Consider the following 16,798-nt stretch of genomic DNA (forward strand, 5'->3'; position numbering starts at 1 on the left):
CGCGGGCAAGCCCTGCTCCCACAGGATTTAGGTGACCCCTGTAGGAGCCGAGCTTGCTCGCGACGGCGTTATCCGCCTCACAACAAATTCGAAGGGGTCAACGGCTCGCCGCGCCATTCAAAAGCCACCGGCGCCAACACCTGATCAATGTGCGCTTCACTCCACAAGGTCGCAAAGCTTTTGCCTACGCCCGGATGCACACGATCCGGCGCAATCAGCGATAACGGCCACAACACAAAAGCGTTCTTCAGAATCTCTGCCCGCGGCAGGATCAATCCATCGAAATTGCCCACCAGATCACCAAACAACAGGACGTCGATGTCCAGCGGCAAACCCTTGCGGTCCGGCGCATAACGACCATTGTCCGCCTCGATGAACTTCAATCGGCGGTCCAGCTCCATCAGCGGCAGATCGGTATACGCCGACACCACGAAATTGAAAAACGGCCCGCTCTTGATGCCCACTGGCTGGCTTTCGAAGACAGCCGAGCAGCGGATATCCACCAAAAACGCCGCCAAGGCGTCCAGCCCCGCCTGCAAATGGGTTTCACGCTCGATATTGCTACCGAGCCCGAGGTACACCTGAGTCAGCGACATCCGCGCTCGATCTCCACGCCCACACCGCCCTTGGCAGCCGGGACAGCGCCAGGCTTGGTCAGCTTGAGACGCACCCAGGTGATCTTGAATTCACTCATCAGCACTTCGACCAGACGCTCGGCGAAGGTCTCGACCAGTTGATACTGCGCCTGCTCGGCAAACGCCTGGATGCGCGACGAAACGCTCGCGTAATCGAGCGCCAGGGTCAGGTCATCACCGGCGGCGGCTGGGCGATTGTCCCAGGCGAAGCTCAGATCAAGACGCAGGCACTGTCGGATGCCTCGCTCCCAGTCGTAGGCACCAATTACGGTGTCGACTTCCAGGCCCTCGATAAACACTCTGTCCAAGCACTTTTCTCCGCTGCACGACAAGGGCGCAATGCGCCGTTAGAATCAGGGCGTCCTCGCCCGGAATAGTTAGCATGTTTTGGTTACTGGCGATCCTCGCCTACCTGCTCGGCTCTCTGTCCTTCGCCATTTTGCTCAGCCGCCTGACCGGGAATCCCGATCCGCGAATGAGTGGCTCGGGCAATGCCGGCGCCACCAACATGTTGCGCCTGGCCGGCAAAAAACTTGCCGTCCTGACCTTGCTTGGCGACCTCTGCAAAGGCTTGCTGCCCGTGCTGATCGCCGGCCTTGCGGGCCTTTCGCTGCAAGAACAGGCCTGGATTGGCATCTGCGCCGTCATCGGCCATCTGTTTCCAGTGTACTTCCGCTTTCGCGGCGGCAAAGGTGTCGCCACCGCTGCCGGCATGCTGCTGGGGCTTTACCCGCCTGCGGCACTGCTGGCGGTCTGCGCCTGGCTGCTGACGTTCTACCTGACCCGCACCAGCTCACTCGCTGCACTGATTGCCACACCGCTGACCCTGCCGTTGCTTGCCTGGCAGGAACCGGCGGCCTTGCTGCCCATGAGCGTGCTCACCGGGCTGATTGTCTGGCGTCATCGCGGCAATCTACGCGACCTGTTTGCCGGGCGCGAACGGCATTTTTAAATACCGGACTCGAGCGCGGCTCATCACAGCGCCGACAATTGCTCCATCGGCCAACGAGCCTGAACGCTAATGGCCAGGCTTTCATGCTGGCCGGCCTGCAAGCGCTGGCATCCGGCAAACGCGATCATTGCGCCATTGTCGGTGCAGAACTCCGGACGGGCGTAAAACACATCGCCCTTCATGTCGCCGAGCATTTTTTCCAGCGAGGTGCGCAGCGCCTTGTTCGCGCTGACGCCCCCTGCGATGACCAGGCGCTTCATGCCCGCTTGTTTAAGGGCTCGCTTGCACTTGATGGTCAAAGTCTCCACCACGGCCTGCTGGAACGCCAGAGAGATGTCGCAACGGGCTTGCTCACTGTCGTCCCCGGCACTGACGCTTTGCTGCCAGGTGTTCAACGCGAAGGTTTTCAAGCCGCTGAAGCTGAACGCCAGGCCCGGGCGATCGCACATCGGACGCGGAAACGTGAACCGCCCCGCAACGCCTTGCTCGGCAAGGCGCGCGATTTCCGGGCCGCCCGGGTAATTGAGCCCCATCATCTTCGCGGTCTTGTCGAAAGCCTCACCGGCGGCATCGTCCAGTGTCTCGCCCAACAGCGTGTACTGGCCGATTCCGTCGACCTGAACCAGCTGCGTATGGCCACCGGACACCAACAAAGCGACGAACGGGAATTCTGGCGGTTGCGTCTCCAGCATCGGCGCCAGCAAGTGGCCTTCCATGTGATGCACGCCCAAGGCCGGAATACCCCAGGCAAAGGCCAGCGCCTGGGCACAGGACGCGCCCACCAGCAACGCACCGACCAGGCCAGGACCCGCGGTGTAAGCGATGGCGTCGATCTCGGTCGGCACGCAGTCAGCTTCGGCCAACACCTGACGAATCAAGGGCAGCATGCGTTTGACGTGGTCGCGCGAGGCCAGCTCCGGCACCACGCCGCCATAGGCGCGGTGCAGGTCGATCTGGCTGAACAGTGCGTCGGCCAACAGCCCGCGCTCACTGTCATATAATGCGACACCGGTTTCGTCGCAGGAGGTTTCTAATCCCAGTACTAGCATGGGTTTGCGCCTTATTTAGGCTGAATTCGAAGGCGCGCATAATAGTCGCCACGTGATGCCCCGACCAGCGGTTTTCGATCAGAGGCTTTGCATTCCAAGCGATGAGGGGTTAACATCCGCAACCCTTAAAAACCGACGTCTTCAAGTGCTCTTTTGCCGCGAGGATGTTGACCCCGGTAATGAATGAAGGTAGCTCTGGATGCCAGCCGTCAAAGTAAAAGAGAACGAACCCTTCGACGTAGCTCTGCGTCGTTTCAAGCGCTCCTGCGAAAAAGCCGGTGTACTGGCTGAAGTTCGTAGCCGCGAATTTTACGAGAAGCCAACTTCTGAGCGTAAGCGCAAAGCAGCAGCCGCTGTTAAGCGTCACGCGAAGAAAGTTCAGCGCGAACAGCGCCGCGCCGTTCGTCTGTACTAATACACAGACGATCGTAGCAAGCTTCTGCCAAGCCCGGCTCCAAGCCGGGCTAATGGCATTTGCGTAAAACGCTTGATGCTTCACCGTCGAAGCCGCAGATGCGACCGAGACAAATCTGCTTCACAGCGTCAGACCTGGCTCTTTTGCCAGCGGTGCACGTCTTTTCTGACGAGCCTTCCAAGGCTACTGACGAGCACACCCACTGATTCCTCTCACGACGATCAGCCCAAGGCACCTGCTTGCGTGCCCGCTTATTGAGCTATCCGAGGCCATCGACAGGCCGCAGCGGACTCAGCGCAACACTTTCAAACAGTCGATTACTGATTGGTATTAACGTCAGTGGATTTTCGGCAGATACACTCCCCGATAGCGATTACGCAGACGACACCGGTCGAGCCGCATCTTTTGCGCGCCTCAAGCAACGACCCACGTTCGGCCGCCCTTCGTTATAGGTCCCTTTCAGCGCAGATGACGAGAACGCCATGGCCGGGCTAATTCCCCAGAGCTTCATTGACGACCTTCTGAACCGCACCGACATCGTCGATGTGGTCAGCTCGCGCCTGCAAATGAAAAAGGCCGGCAAGAACTACACCGCTTGCTGCCCGTTCCACAAAGAGAAAACCCCGTCTTTCAGCGTCAGCCCTGACAAACAGTTCTATTACTGCTTCGGTTGCGGCGCTGGCGGAAACGCCCTCGGCTTCATGATGGACCACGACAACCTGGATTTCGTCCAGGCCGTTGAGGAACTGGCCAAAGCCGCCGGCATGGAAATCCCCCGCGAAGAAAGTGGCCGGCCGCACAAACCGCGACAACCAACCGATTCGCCGCTGTATCCGCTGCTCACTGCCGCTGCCGATTTTTACCGTCAGGCACTGAAAAGCCATCCATCACGCAAAGCTGCAGTGGATTACCTGAAGGGCCGTGGACTGACGGGAGAGATCGCTCGCGACTTCGGCCTCGGCTTTGCTCCGCCAGGCTGGGACAACCTGTTCAAACACTTGAGCAGCGATACCCTGCAACAAAAAGCCATGGTCGACGCCGGCCTGCTGATCGAGAACGCCGAAACCGGCAAACGCTATGACCGCTTCCGCGATCGCGTGATGTTCCCGATTCGTGACAGCCGCGGGCGCATCATCGCTTTCGGTGGCCGGGTACTGGGCGACGACAAGCCGAAATACCTGAACTCACCGGAAACCCCGGTATTCCATAAAGGCCAGGAACTCTACGGCCTTTATGAAGCGCGCAAGAACAACCGCAACCTCGACGAAATCATCGTCGTCGAAGGTTATATGGACGTCATCGCCCTCGCCCAGCAAGGCTTGCGCAATGCCGTGGCGACCCTGGGCACCGCCACCAGCGAAGAGCATTTGAAGCGACTGTTTCGCGTCGTGCCTAACGTGCTGTTCTGTTTTGACGGCGACCAGGCCGGCCGCAATGCTGCCTGGCGCGCACTGGAAGCGACACTGCCCTGCCTGCAAGACGGGCGGCGCGCACGTTTCCTGTTCCTGCCGGAAGGCGAAGACCCGGATACGCTGGTCCGCTCCGAAGGCACGGATGCGTTCCGTGCGCGAATCAACCAGCACGCGCAGCCTTTGGCAGATTATTTCTTCCAGCAGTTGACCGAAGAGTCGGACCCACGCTCGCTGGAGGGCAAAGCCCACATGGCCACCCTTGCCGCGCCGCTGATCGACAAAGTCCCGGGCGCGAACCTGCGCATCCTGATGCGTCAGCGCCTGACCGAAATTACCGGCCTCAGCGGCGAAGCGGTGAGCCAACTGGTGCAAAGTGCCCCTCAGGATGCGCCACCGGCATACGATCCGGGCATGGATTACGACGCCATGCCGGACTACAGCGACTACCATCAGCCGCAGTCACAAGATATGTATGTGCCGCAGCAGGAGTGGACGCCGAAGAAACCCGGCGCCAGCGGCAAGAAATGGGACAAGAAACCGTGGGACAAGAACGGCAAGCGCGCAGATCGTGACCAACCGAGCACCCCGCGCACACCGATTGCTGTCGAAGCGCCCACGCTGATCGCGCTGCGCACCCTCATTCATCATCCGGACCTGGCTGGCCGGGTAGAAACCGCCAACCATTTTGCCAATGAGAGCAATACCTACGCACAACTGCTCGTGGCCTTGATCGAGGCGGTGCAAAAAAATCCTAAGCTAAACTCAATTCAGCTAATGGCACGCTGGCACGGGACCGAACAGGGACGATTACTCAAAGCATTGGCAGAAAAGGAATGGCTGATTGCAGGCGATAACCTTGAACAACAGTTTTTAGACACCATTACTAGGTTATCGGCCGCTCAACACACGGATAGCCTGGAAGTACTTATCAGGAAAGCCAGACAGCCGGGATTGACCCCGGAGGAAGCAAATCAGATCGCAAATCAGATGCGCGACCTATTAAAACGCAATATGGCTGTATCAAACCCGACCTCAACTGGCGCGTGAGGTCATAGCTCAGGTATAATCCTCGGCTTGTTTTTTGCCCGCCAAGACCTTCAGTGGATAGGGTGTTATGTCCGGAAAAGCGCAACAGCAGTCTCGTATCAAAGAGTTGATCACACTTGGTCGTGAGCAGGGTTACCTGACTTACGCGGAGGTCAACGACCACCTGCCGGAGGATATTTCAGATCCGGAACAGGTGGAAGACATCATCCGCATGATCAATGACATGGGGATCAACGTATTCGAGGTTGCGCCAGATAAGGATTCCCTTATGCTGGCCGACGCCGATACTGACGAAGCCGCGGCCGAAGAGGCAGCAGCAGCGTTGGCAGCGGTCGAGACCGACATTGGTCGCACCACCGACCCAGTGCGCATGTACATGCGTGAAATGGGTACGGTAGAGCTCCTCACACGTGAAGGCGAAATCGAAATCGCCAAACGTATTGAAGAGGGCATCCGTGAAGTGATGGGCGCAATTGCGCACTTCCCTGGCACGGTTGATCATATTCTCTCCGAGTACACTCGCGTCACCACCGAAGGTGGCCGCCTGTCCGACGTCCTGAGCGGTTATATCGACCCGGACGACGGCATTGCGCCGCCTGCTGCAGAAGTGCCACCGCCGATCGATCCGAAAGCCGTGAAAGCGGACGACGACACCGACGACGATGACGCCGAAGCAACGGATGACGAAGAAGAAGCCGAAAGCGGTCCGGATCCGGTCATCGCAGCCCAGCGTTTTGGCGCTGTCTCCGATCAGATGGAAATCACCCGCAAGGCGCTGAAAAAGCACGGTCGTGGCAATAAGCTGGCAATCGCCGAGCTGTTGATCCTGGCTGAGCTGTTCATGCCGATCAAACTGGTTCCGAAGCAATTCGAAGGCCTGGTGGAGCGTGTTCGCAGTGCCCTGGATCGCCTGCGTCAGCAAGAGCGCGCGATCATGCAACTTTGCGTTCGTGATGCCCGCATGCCGCGTGCCGACTTCCTGCGCCAGTTCCCGGGCAATGAAGTTGACGAAAGCTGGACCGATGCACTGGCCAAAGGCAAAAGCAAATACGCTGAAGCCATTGGTCGCCTGCAGCCGGACATCATTCGTTGCCAGCAGAAGCTGACCGCGCTGGAAACCGAAACCGGTTTGACGATCGCCGAGATCAAGGACATCAACCGTCGCATGTCGATCGGTGAGGCCAAGGCCCGCCGCGCGAAGAAAGAGATGGTTGAAGCGAACTTGCGTCTGGTGATCTCCATCGCCAAGAAGTACACCAACCGTGGTCTGCAATTCCTCGATCTGATCCAGGAAGGCAACATCGGTTTGATGAAAGCGGTAGACAAGTTCGAATACCGCCGCGGCTACAAATTCTCGACTTATGCCACCTGGTGGATCCGTCAGGCGATCACTCGCTCGATCGCCGACCAGGCCCGCACCATCCGTATTCCGGTGCATATGATCGAGACGATCAACAAGCTCAACCGTATTTCCCGGCAGATGTTGCAGGAAATGGGTCGCGAACCGACCCCGGAAGAGCTGGGCGAACGCATGGAAATGCCTGAGGACAAGATCCGCAAGGTATTGAAGATCGCTAAAGAGCCGATCTCCATGGAAACCCCGATCGGTGATGACGAAGACTCCCATCTGGGTGACTTCATCGAAGACTCGACCATGCAGTCGCCAATCGATGTCGCCACCGTTGAGAGCCTTAAAGAAGCGACTCGCGAAGTCCTGTCCGGCCTCACTGCCCGTGAAGCCAAGGTTCTGCGCATGCGCTTCGGTATCGACATGAATACCGACCACACCCTTGAGGAGGTTGGTAAACAGTTCGACGTGACCCGTGAACGGATTCGTCAGATCGAAGCCAAGGCACTGCGCAAGCTGCGCCACCCGACGAGAAGCGAGCATTTGCGCTCCTTCCTCGACGAGTAATAACAGAACCCCCGGCCCAGGCCGGGGGTTTTGCTTTATGCAGATTAAATCCCTCGCACCTCCCCCCTGCCGCCTAGCCCGTCTACACTCGAAGCATTCCCCCGAGCCATAACGAGACCGTTATGCCCAGACTGCCGACCGTGCTTTTTTTGCTGTCGCTGATGACCTGGACCGCAACGGCTGGCGCGCTGACTCTGACTGATGACGAACGTAGCTGGCTGACCGCACACCCGGATTTGCGCCTGGGCGTGGACGCGTCGTGGCCGCCATTTGAGTTCCGCGATGAACAGGGCCGCTATCAGGGCCTGGCGGCGGACTACATCAATGTGATCCGCCAACGCTTGGCCATCAATCTCACGCCCATCGAACCGGTCAGCTGGACAGTTGTGCTGGAACAGGCCAAGCAAGGCAAACTGGATATTTTACCGGGCATCATGTCGACCCCGGAGCGCCAGTCGTACCTGTCGTTTACTCGCCCCTATCTCGACTTCCCCATTGTCATCCTGGCCCATGTCGGCGGCGCACAACCACACAAACTCGAAGACCTTTACGGGCTGAAGATCGCCGTGGTGGAAAACTATGCGCCCCATGAGCTGTTGCGCACCCACCACCCCGACCTGAATCTGGTGCCGATGCCCAATGTGAGCTCGGCGTTGCAAGCATTGGCCACCGATGAAGTGGACGCGGTGGTGGGCGATCTTGCGTCCAGCGTCTGGAGCCTTCGCCAGCTCAAACTCGAAGGGCTTTATGTCAGCGGCGAAACCCCCTACCGCTATCAACTGGCAATGGCCGTGCCTCCCGGCAACAAGGTGTTGGTCGGCATTCTGGACAAAGTGCTGGCGGACATGAGCCCAAGTGAAATCAGCGCCATCCAGGAACATTGGGTGGGCAACGTCCTGGATCATCGAACCTTCTGGTCGGATTTACTGGTCTACGGCTTGCCGGGGCTGCTGTTTCTGACGGTCATGCTGGCCGTGGTCATCCGGATCAACCGTCGACTGAGCTCTGAAATTGCGCGCCGGGTCGACCTCGAACAGGAACTGCGCAGCAGCGAGTACCACTATCGCGGGCTGGTAGAGAGTTTGTCGGCCATCGCCTGGGAAGCACGGATCAGTGATTTCACCTACAGCTACGTCTCACCCCATGCCGAAGAGCTCCTCGGTTATCCCCTGTCTCACTGGCTGATTCCGGGCTTCTGGCGCAACATCATCCACCCCGCGGACCTGACCCGGGCGCAGGCTTTCTGCGATCACGAAGTACTGGCCGGGCGCGATCACAGCGTCGATTACCGGGTCATTACCGCTGATGGTCGCTGCCTGTGGGTGCGCGATATCGTCAGCCTGATCGAGCACGGCCATGAACCGATCATGCGCGGGCTGATGATCGATATCAGTGATGCCAAGCGCACAGAAGAAGCGTTGAGTCTGTCCGAGCAAAAATTTGCTTCGGTCTTCCAGCAATGCCCGGACATTCTGGTGATCGCCCGACTGTCCGACGGCTGCCTGCTGGAAGTGAACAAAGCGTTCGAAGAGCAAATCGGCCTCAGGGCCGAAGACGTCATCGGCCAGACCGCCACCGACCTCAACATCTGGGGCATTCCCGGCGTAGGGCCGGGTCTGTTGCAGCGATTGCAGGCCGGCAGCATCCGCAACCTGGAGATGCCTTTTCGCCGCAGTAACGGCCACGTGTTCACCGGCCTGATTTCCGCCGAGCCTTTCGATCTCGACACCACCCCAGCCCTGGTGGTGGTGGTGCGCGATATCAGTCAGCTCAAGGAAACCCAGCAACAACTGCAAACCTCCGAAGAGAAATTTGCCAAGGCCTTCCACGCCTCCCCGGACGGATTGTTGTTGTCGCGCCAGAGCGACGGGTTGCTGCTGGAGGTCAATGAAGGTTTTAGCCGCATCACCGGCTTCAACAGTGCAATGTCCGTTGATCGATCAGCCCTGGACCTCGGGATATGGGTCAACCTCAACGAACGCAAACAGATGCTCGACCTGTTGCACCGGGATGGCTTCGTCCGCGATTTCAGTTGCCACATCCGCCGCAGCGACGGGCAAATTCGTCTCTGCGAAGTGTCGAGCCGTCCTTTGCCTATTGGCGATGAAGACTGCATGTTGACCATTGCCCGGGACATCACCGAGCGGCACCTGATGCAGGAAAAGCTGCAACAGGCCGCCACCGTGTTCGAAAGCACGGCCGAGGGTGTGCTGATCACCGACACTCAACAGCACATCAGCGCCGTCAATCGCGCGTTTACCGAGATTACCGGCTACAGCGAGAGCGAAGCACTGGGCCACACCCCTCGCCTGCTTGCCTCGGGCCTTCACGACAGCGCGTTTTATGCGGCGATGTGGCACCAACTGACTGCAGAAGGCCACTGGCAAGGCGAAATCTCCAACCGCCGCAAGAATGGCGAGCTATACCCGAGCTGGCTGACCATCAGCGCCGTGCGCAACCGGGACAAGTTCATCACCCACTTTGTAGCGGTGTTCGCCGACATTTCCAGCCTCAAACACGCTCAGGCCAAACTCGATTACCAGGCGCATCACGACCCGTTGACCGGCCTGCCAAACCGCACACTGTTCGAGAGCCGACTGCAGACCGCCCTAAACACCCAACAGGAGAATGGTGGCCAGGGCGCCGTGCTGTTCCTCGACCTGGACCGCTTCAAACACATCAACGACAGCCTCGGCCACCCGGTCGGCGACCTGCTGCTCAAAGGCATCGCGGTGCGCCTCAAGGAGCAGTTACGCGATATCGATACCGTCGCGCGCCTGGGCGGTGACGAATTCATCATCTTGCTGCCGGGCCTGCAACAGAACAGTGATGCCGACAACATCGCGACGAAGTTGCTCAATTGCTTCGGGGCACCGTTCCAGGCCGGTGAACACGAGTTTTTCATCAGCGCCAGTATTGGCACCAGCCTGTACCCCAAGGACGGCTGCGACGTCGCCACCCTGGTCAAGAACGCCGACGCCGCGATGTACCGCTCCAAGGCCAAGGGACGAAACCGGGTCGAAAGCTACACGCGCGACCTCACCGCACAGGCCAGCGAACGCGTGGCCCTGGAACATGAATTACGCCGCGCCATCGAGCGCAACGAACTGTTCTTGCACTACCAACCGAAAATCAGCCTCGACGACCATCGACTGGTCGGCGCCGAAGCGCTGATTCGCTGGCATCACCCGACCTTCGGCATGGTGCCGCCAGAACACTTCATTCCCCTGGCCGAAGAAAACGGCATGATTCTGCAAATCGGCGACTGGGTGCTCGAAACCGCCTGCCGGCAAATGAACGAGTGGAATCAAGTGTATGAATGCCTCGGCCCGCTCTCGGTCAACCTCGCAGGCGCCCAATTGCGTCAACCCAACCTGCTGGGACGGATCGAGCAACTGCTCAAGGACAGCCATCTGCAGCCCGGTTTTCTGCAACTGGAGATTACCGAAAACTTCATCATGAGCCAGGCCGAAGAAGCGCTCGAGGTGTTGCACCAACTCAAACAGCTGGGCGTGCAACTGGCCATCGACGACTTCGGTACGGGCTATTCATCCTTGAGCTACCTCAAGCGCCTGCCGCTGGATATTCTCAAGATCGATCAATCGTTCGTCCGCGGCCTGCCTGACGATCCGCATGATGCAGCCATCGTTCGCGCGATCATCGCCCTGGGCCGCAGCATGCAATTTACCGTCATCGCCGAGGGTGTGGAGACCCTGGCCCAACAGGAATTCCTCGCCGCCGAAGGCTGCGAACAGATCCAGGGTTACATCGTGAGTCCGCCTCTTCCCGCCGACGAATTCGCCGCGACGTTTCTTCGTATGGCCGTATCGGATTTTTCGGATAGCACAGCCGAGAAACCGTCGCTATAATCCGCGGCCTACTGAGGGCCTATAGCTCAGTTGGTTAGAGCAGAGGACTCATAATCCTTTGGTCCACGGTTCAAGTCCGTGTGGGCCCACCAAACAAATCAAGGGGTTACGCTCGTCACCCCTTCTCAACTGAAACTGCCATCAATCACCGGTCAATCACCACGACTGAAATCGTGACCGGCGAACTTGGCATATCGTGATCATCAGCAGCAACTTTTGCTTTGCCCCCCCTTCGCCGATGCTAAATCCCCCAGAACGGCGAGCGGTAGCTTGTGAGCTGAGATTGACACCCACCCTTTGAAAACGACCACGATGAAACCGTCGAACGAGCTCGCGCGCGTACTGCTTAAGAAACTCTGAATGGTAATCGTGGATCGCAAGAAAAGTCAGAACGACTGAAATCTCGGATGATCAGACCACTTCGTTGCGCGATAAGCCCAAAGCGACCGACTAGGCGGCCACCACGATTCGCACCCTCTTTGAGGCAAGCAATTAGCCAGGCCAAAAAGCACGGTGCATCGTCGAGATCAGCGGGAGCACTACAAGAGAAACTTGAACGCCGAAGCCAGGTAGAGGGGTAGTTTCCCACCCCCCATGTTACCTAGAACTCGAGCGCCAACTGAGTCCAAGGAGGGCTCCGAAAATGCTCACACACACTTTCTCGATGCCCATAGCGAGTGCGGTTATAGGAGCTAACGTGGACTGTTCTTAGGTACTGCGGTGTGCGACGCCGAACACGTCGAGATTTGGTATCTCTCATGGCTGATTCCTTTAATAGAACGCCATAGCAAGAGTGTCGAGAACGAGTGCCAGCTATCCGCCAATAGCTTTTACGGTATTGTAATACTATACCTAATAGCCCACACTTCGTTCACGACCCTTGCCACTGGCATTGGTTTAGTCGTTGCAGGGCTAGTACCGCCAAGTCTTCCCCCTACAACAACGCGATACCCTGTCCCTCACGGGACGGGGTTTTTTTGTGCCTAGCAATAAACCAAGCAACAAAATCTTTTTATTTACTCACTCGTAGCTCATTACCTTACACATCAAGACAGCCCAGCAAGCAGGGGCTACTTCTGTAGCGCATGGTAGCAGCAAAGACCAGCCAGAGGGCAGCCAGACCGGCGCATCCGAGGAACACAACCGACAAGCCGCCGTGAATGAACAATCGCGATGACTATTCATCGGCATCCTCTTCTGCCATTGCTCGCCCCTCAGCAAGAGAGCGCTCAATATTGCCCTCAGCATGCCTGCGAATATCGTCGTAAAGAGCGAACGCCGGATCAGCTCTGCTCAATGTGGCAAGCACTTCCTCAGCTTGCGCCTTCATCCTCAAGTCTTCAGGGAACGGTTCACCAGGAGTACCTCCTCGCACACCACTGACAGCAGACGCGAAGAGCGAAGAACTGAGTGCTCGATAGACGGATACACCAAGCGAGCGCGCCACCTTCAATGTTCGCGCGACAAATGCGCTGTCCTCAAACACAAATAATGGTGGAGCGTCTCGAAGCACATAAGAGAGCACTCTGAAGTGCTGGCTGTTGCCACCAGCACACCACGCTTCAAGGATGCTCGTACACGCCGGGTGCCGAAGTCCGAACACACCTGACACGACATCAGATAGGTTGTGCGCGAAGCGATACACGTCGATCTGTGGGAGCGCCCAGTCAAGCACCTCTCGCAACAGCACAGCCCCATCGGGATGCTCCAGAACATCTAAAGACGGCTGGTTGAATGCAGTGCCGCCGACTGGCAACGTTCGCCAGTCATCTCGATCGACTGCCTGCTTGAGGCGTGCCTTTATAAGCTCAACTACCAAGCGAGGGCTTCGTTTGGCCACGCGCATGAAAAACCCATGGACGATATGGTCGTCCAGACGCGGTAAGTTTAGAAATAACTTGAGAATGCGACTGAGCTCGTTCTCACCGATCGAGTCAAGCGGGATGAGCTTGTCATCGTCGAACCACATGAAGATACCCAACGGCGACTCAGCAGCCAACGCAGGATTCGCATTGACCAAAAGCTCGATTGCAAAGCTTTTGTCCCGCTCGGCTACGTCGCGAAACAGCCACGAGGAACTAGCCAGCACCGCGGGGTCGCTTGAGCCGAAGATGCGTCTCAAAATAGAGCGATCGAACTCGGTCAAGCCGCGGAGTTTGACTAGACCCATCGTGTAGGCACGCGCGACTAGAGAAAGCTCCGCATCCCCAGAAGTTAGCAGCGCTTCAATGTGAGCGTTAGCTTCGCTTGGTGCGTGTTTTATTAGCACTGCAAGTGCAACTGAGGCGAACTCTGCGATTGAGCTCTCAGGGAATTCAACTCTTGCATCAAGAACCACACGAGCGAATGCAGGCCGGTCGTTCAACAGCCGATTAACGAAAACATGAGTCGATTGGGCTGAGTCACGACGATATGTTTTGAGTTCGTCCAGGCGCTCATTAATGAACAACCCAAGCGCTTTCTCATCAGGGAACGCCTGAACAAGCTCCTCGACAAGCTTTGCCTGAATTTCATCGTTGTGGTCTTGCCTGTCAGCCTCGTGCCTCCAAGTGCTGGTTCCCCAAGCATCCATAAGCACACGAGTGACACGAGTGTTCAGATCTCGGTCGAGCTGGCGCAAAATGCGCGCTGCTGGCTCCTTGGTTGTTCCAATAGCGTAGTGTGCATGCCACCCCACCGACTCAGCGATACGTATCAGCACTACAGGCGGCAGGGACTGGCGTTCGATCAGGGAGTTAACTCGCTCAAGCGTATCAGTGAATTCCTCCTCCCAATCAGCGCCCTCCTTATCGCTGGGCGCGCGATTCATTACTCCGATCGGTCCACGCAACGCATTGTGGAGGGTCTCAGCAGCATCGTAGGCGCGACGCTTGTTGTCGCTCGTCAAGCTCTCCAAAATGACGTCTATGATTCGGCGCCGGACTGCCTGCACCGACTCAATGTCAACACCATAGGATGTGAGCGTAATGGCGCGGCTGGAGGCTTTGGAAGTGAAGTGTCCTTCCGTTGCCAGGGCGCCTTCGAGTACAGCGAACGGAGTGAATACCCCAGTCCAAGTATCTACGTACGGCACGAGCGAGAGCATGAAATCGAGGACACCCTCAATGTATGCGATTGGAACTCGTGGCTCAGGTGTCGCCATCTCACTCAGAAGCCGAAGCGGATGATTCGGGTGCTGGTTGATTTGGCGCCGATCATTACGCCCAAGGTCCCAGAGCAGTTCCGAGGCGTCCCAGAGATACTGCAGGCTGTATGCCGCGCTGCGGATCAATCGGCAAACATCTACGTGCGCCCCATGCCCCTCCTCAATCAATCGGCGAGCAAATGCGAGTGCTTGGCGCGGCTGATAATACGCTGCTTCCACAGCTGCCTTGAGGTGCGCCTGCACATAGTCACCCTCCCACTTTAGGCTACGCCATAGCGCGTCCAGCAGTGGACTATTGGACGTGTCACCTTCATTACGCCGCCAATCAAGGCGGCCTAGGTTTAAGAGGAGATGGGCTTTATGCTCGGGTATGGCCGCCTCAAATACTCGCTCGGCTTGCCCATTTGAGGCGCCACTTCCGATGATGTACCCGGACTCGATGATTGAGTCCGCCAGGAGATCAGGAGAGAGTCGATAGCTCGCACCTCGTTTGAACAATACACCCGATGCAATCAGGAGCTTGGTCAATCGAGTGGCATCTGGCGCACTCACCCCTTCGATTGACTCGTAGAGTGCAAGCACCTTGGGGTCATCGGGCACGACTGGCTGGATGAGCGCGATCACGCGCAACATACCCTCGATATGATCTTGATCCTTGGGACTGGTTGAAACGCTCTTTGCAATTGCTTCCTTGTATCGATGAAGGACTGTTCGCTGGAACACCTCGTGCGAGCCGAACAGCTCAGGATGCATTCCGTCTTTGGCAACAATCCAGGCACCGACTACCACAGAAAGCGGGCTGTCATAAGCCACGTTGGCGATCAGCGTGGCCGCGTGTGTTGGCCCACCAAGTGACTCCAAGACATGCGTAGCAAGTTCAACCCCTTCAGCCTTGGTGGGCTTCTCCAGCACCACCGGCGCGCTCATCAACCCATAGCGGGCCAACTGGCGATCAATGACCTCTCGCGCATATGGGCGATACACCAATACGAGCCGCGCATTCGAATGCGGGCTCGCGGCATAGCGCACCAAAAGCTCAAGGTCAGTGCGATCGTGCGCGTCATCAACGACGAGGAGTTTTTCGCCATACCCCAAGTCCTCGAGGCTCTTCGTCGTAATTTGTTCAGTTGGAGAGAGAATTAGGGTCGTGTGGCCGGTATGCGTTTGCGTAAAGGTATCGATTGCTGCTCGCAGAGTGCGCGACTTACCTCCACCGGCTGGCCCCACCAACGACACGACTGTCTGCTTCCGATCCTCTAGGGCAATGGCGAGCTGCTCGCACTCCTTACCCCTCCCAATGAGACCCCAGTGATGGCTGAATGGCCGGTCGGCAACTACAAGTGGTGCGAAGAAGTCGTTTGGAGTGAGCCAAGGACCGGGCGATGGCTCACCCAAAAGAGCGAAACGCTGCCCAGGAAAGTAGGTATCAACCAAGCGGCGTTTTACATCTACTGGCAGTTCGCGCAGTTTCTCCGAGAGATCGTCCTGATCCCATATGTCCCATCCGTGGTGTTTCTTCACCTCGCTGCGCGCTAGTGGGCTCGCGACGCGTGAAAGGAGGATGAACTTCTGTGCTGCCTCTGTTTTGTGCGCTTCAACTGCGGCTTTCACCTTTGCTGCTCCGAACTGGGCCTCTCGCTTGCATTGAAATGAATGCACCTCGCCGCTTTTGAGCTCGACGTCGATGTCGATCCCAAACTGTTCGTGCCCAGTTTTACCGGCCGCGTGCACCTTACCCCCCGGATAAATTGCCTCTAGGAGTGAACGGCAGATGCGTTGAAATCCTTCAGGCGAGAGAGATGCAAGCGGGAGCGGCTGATCAAACGATACCGTTACTTGTTCAGTTACATGGCCCGAAACGACGAGAAGCCGCTGCGGATCGGCACGTAAAGCGTTGGCCACGACCGCGACCTGATCAGCGCGCGGGCGTGACTCGCCAGCCTCCCATCGAGTGACGGTCTGCTGGGCAACGCCCAGAAGCTTGGCAAGCTCAGTGTGGGTGGAGATGCCTTGTTCTTGGCGGAGGCGCTTTAGCTCGTCACCGAAGCGCTTGTATTTACCACGCCGATCAGCCTTCATGCTAACACTCACATTATGCGTACCAATACTGATACTCAATATATGAGTGCTAATTTTCACCGTCAAGTGGCGAAACCCAGCGAGCTAGAGTTATGAATTGATCAAGCAGGCGCTAGAGTTGCTCACATACCGGCCGGCAGGAATCATTCGTCGATTTTTAGAACGGCACTGTCGCTCTGCACCCGACACCTCTATTCTTCAGAACCTAGCCAAATAGGTGAGGCAAAGCGTCCACCTGACATAGCTACGCCCCCCCCTTAACTCCCATTGGTTGCAACAC

9 protein-coding genes and 1 tRNA gene are annotated in these 16,798 nt (G+C 57.6%); 6 read left to right on the forward strand and 4 right to left on the reverse strand.

What is annotated here, in order from left to right; genetic code table 11:
- Positions 1–77 precede the first annotated feature (77 nt).
- Both folK and folB read right to left on the reverse strand, forming a co-directional pair.
- Positions 78–596, reverse strand: coding sequence for a 2-amino-4-hydroxy-6-hydroxymethyldihydropteridine diphosphokinase (gene folK, locus H8F22_RS15145; RefSeq protein ID WP_194940405.1), 519 nt, complete (start codon positions 594–596; stop codon positions 78–80).
- On the reverse strand, positions 587–943 hold the full coding sequence (gene folB, locus H8F22_RS15150) for a dihydroneopterin aldolase (protein WP_027926721.1): 357 nt from the start codon (positions 941–943) through the stop codon (positions 587–589). The genes folK and folB overlap by 10 nt, the downstream gene beginning before the upstream one ends.
- A gap of 74 nt (positions 944–1,017) precedes the next feature.
- On the opposite strand from folB, the gene plsY reads away from it, so the two are divergent.
- Positions 1,018–1,587, forward strand: a complete 570-nt coding sequence (gene plsY / locus H8F22_RS15155; RefSeq protein ID WP_027926720.1) for a glycerol-3-phosphate 1-O-acyltransferase PlsY — start codon at positions 1,018–1,020, stop codon at positions 1,585–1,587.
- A gap of 23 nt (positions 1,588–1,610) precedes the next feature.
- On the opposite strand, the gene tsaD is transcribed toward plsY, so the two are convergent.
- Positions 1,611–2,636, reverse strand: coding sequence for a tRNA (adenosine(37)-N6)-threonylcarbamoyltransferase complex transferase subunit TsaD (gene tsaD, locus H8F22_RS15160; protein WP_027926719.1), 1,026 nt, complete (start codon positions 2,634–2,636; stop codon positions 1,611–1,613).
- A 199-nt stretch (positions 2,637–2,835) separates the two neighbouring features.
- On the opposite strand from tsaD, the gene rpsU reads away from it, so the two are divergent.
- From rpsU to H8F22_RS15185, 5 genes are all read left to right on the forward strand, one after another.
- Entirely contained in the window at positions 2,836–3,051 is a 216-nt protein-coding gene (gene rpsU, locus H8F22_RS15165; RefSeq protein WP_002551877.1) for a 30S ribosomal protein S21, read from the forward strand.
- 482 nt (positions 3,052–3,533) lie between these two features.
- Positions 3,534–5,510: a DNA primase gene (gene dnaG / locus H8F22_RS15170; protein ID WP_027926718.1), complete on the forward strand. Its 1,977-nt coding sequence runs from the start codon at positions 3,534–3,536 to the stop codon at positions 5,508–5,510.
- 67 nt (positions 5,511–5,577) lie between these two features.
- Positions 5,578–7,425, forward strand: coding sequence for an RNA polymerase sigma factor RpoD (rpoD, locus tag H8F22_RS15175; RefSeq protein ID WP_027926717.1), 1,848 nt, complete (start codon positions 5,578–5,580; stop codon positions 7,423–7,425).
- A 122-nt stretch (positions 7,426–7,547) separates the two neighbouring features.
- Complete coding sequence (locus tag H8F22_RS15180; protein ID WP_059182070.1) at positions 7,548–11,294, forward strand: bifunctional diguanylate cyclase/phosphodiesterase; 3,747 nt, start codon at positions 7,548–7,550, stop codon at positions 11,292–11,294.
- 15 nt (positions 11,295–11,309) lie between these two features.
- Positions 11,310–11,386: transfer RNA gene (locus H8F22_RS15185), tRNA-Ile, on the forward strand.
- Positions 11,387–12,471: 1,085 nt separating this feature from the next.
- Here H8F22_RS15185 and H8F22_RS15190 read toward each other — a convergent pair.
- Complete coding sequence (locus H8F22_RS15190) at positions 12,472–16,518, reverse strand: helix-turn-helix domain-containing protein (protein ID WP_194940406.1); 4,047 nt, start codon at positions 16,516–16,518, stop codon at positions 12,472–12,474.
- Positions 16,519–16,798: the final 280 nt, after the last annotated feature.

Source organism: Pseudomonas mucoides, assembly GCF_015461845.1.
Classification (GTDB): Bacteria; Pseudomonadota; Gammaproteobacteria; order Pseudomonadales; family Pseudomonadaceae; genus Aquipseudomonas; species Aquipseudomonas mucoides.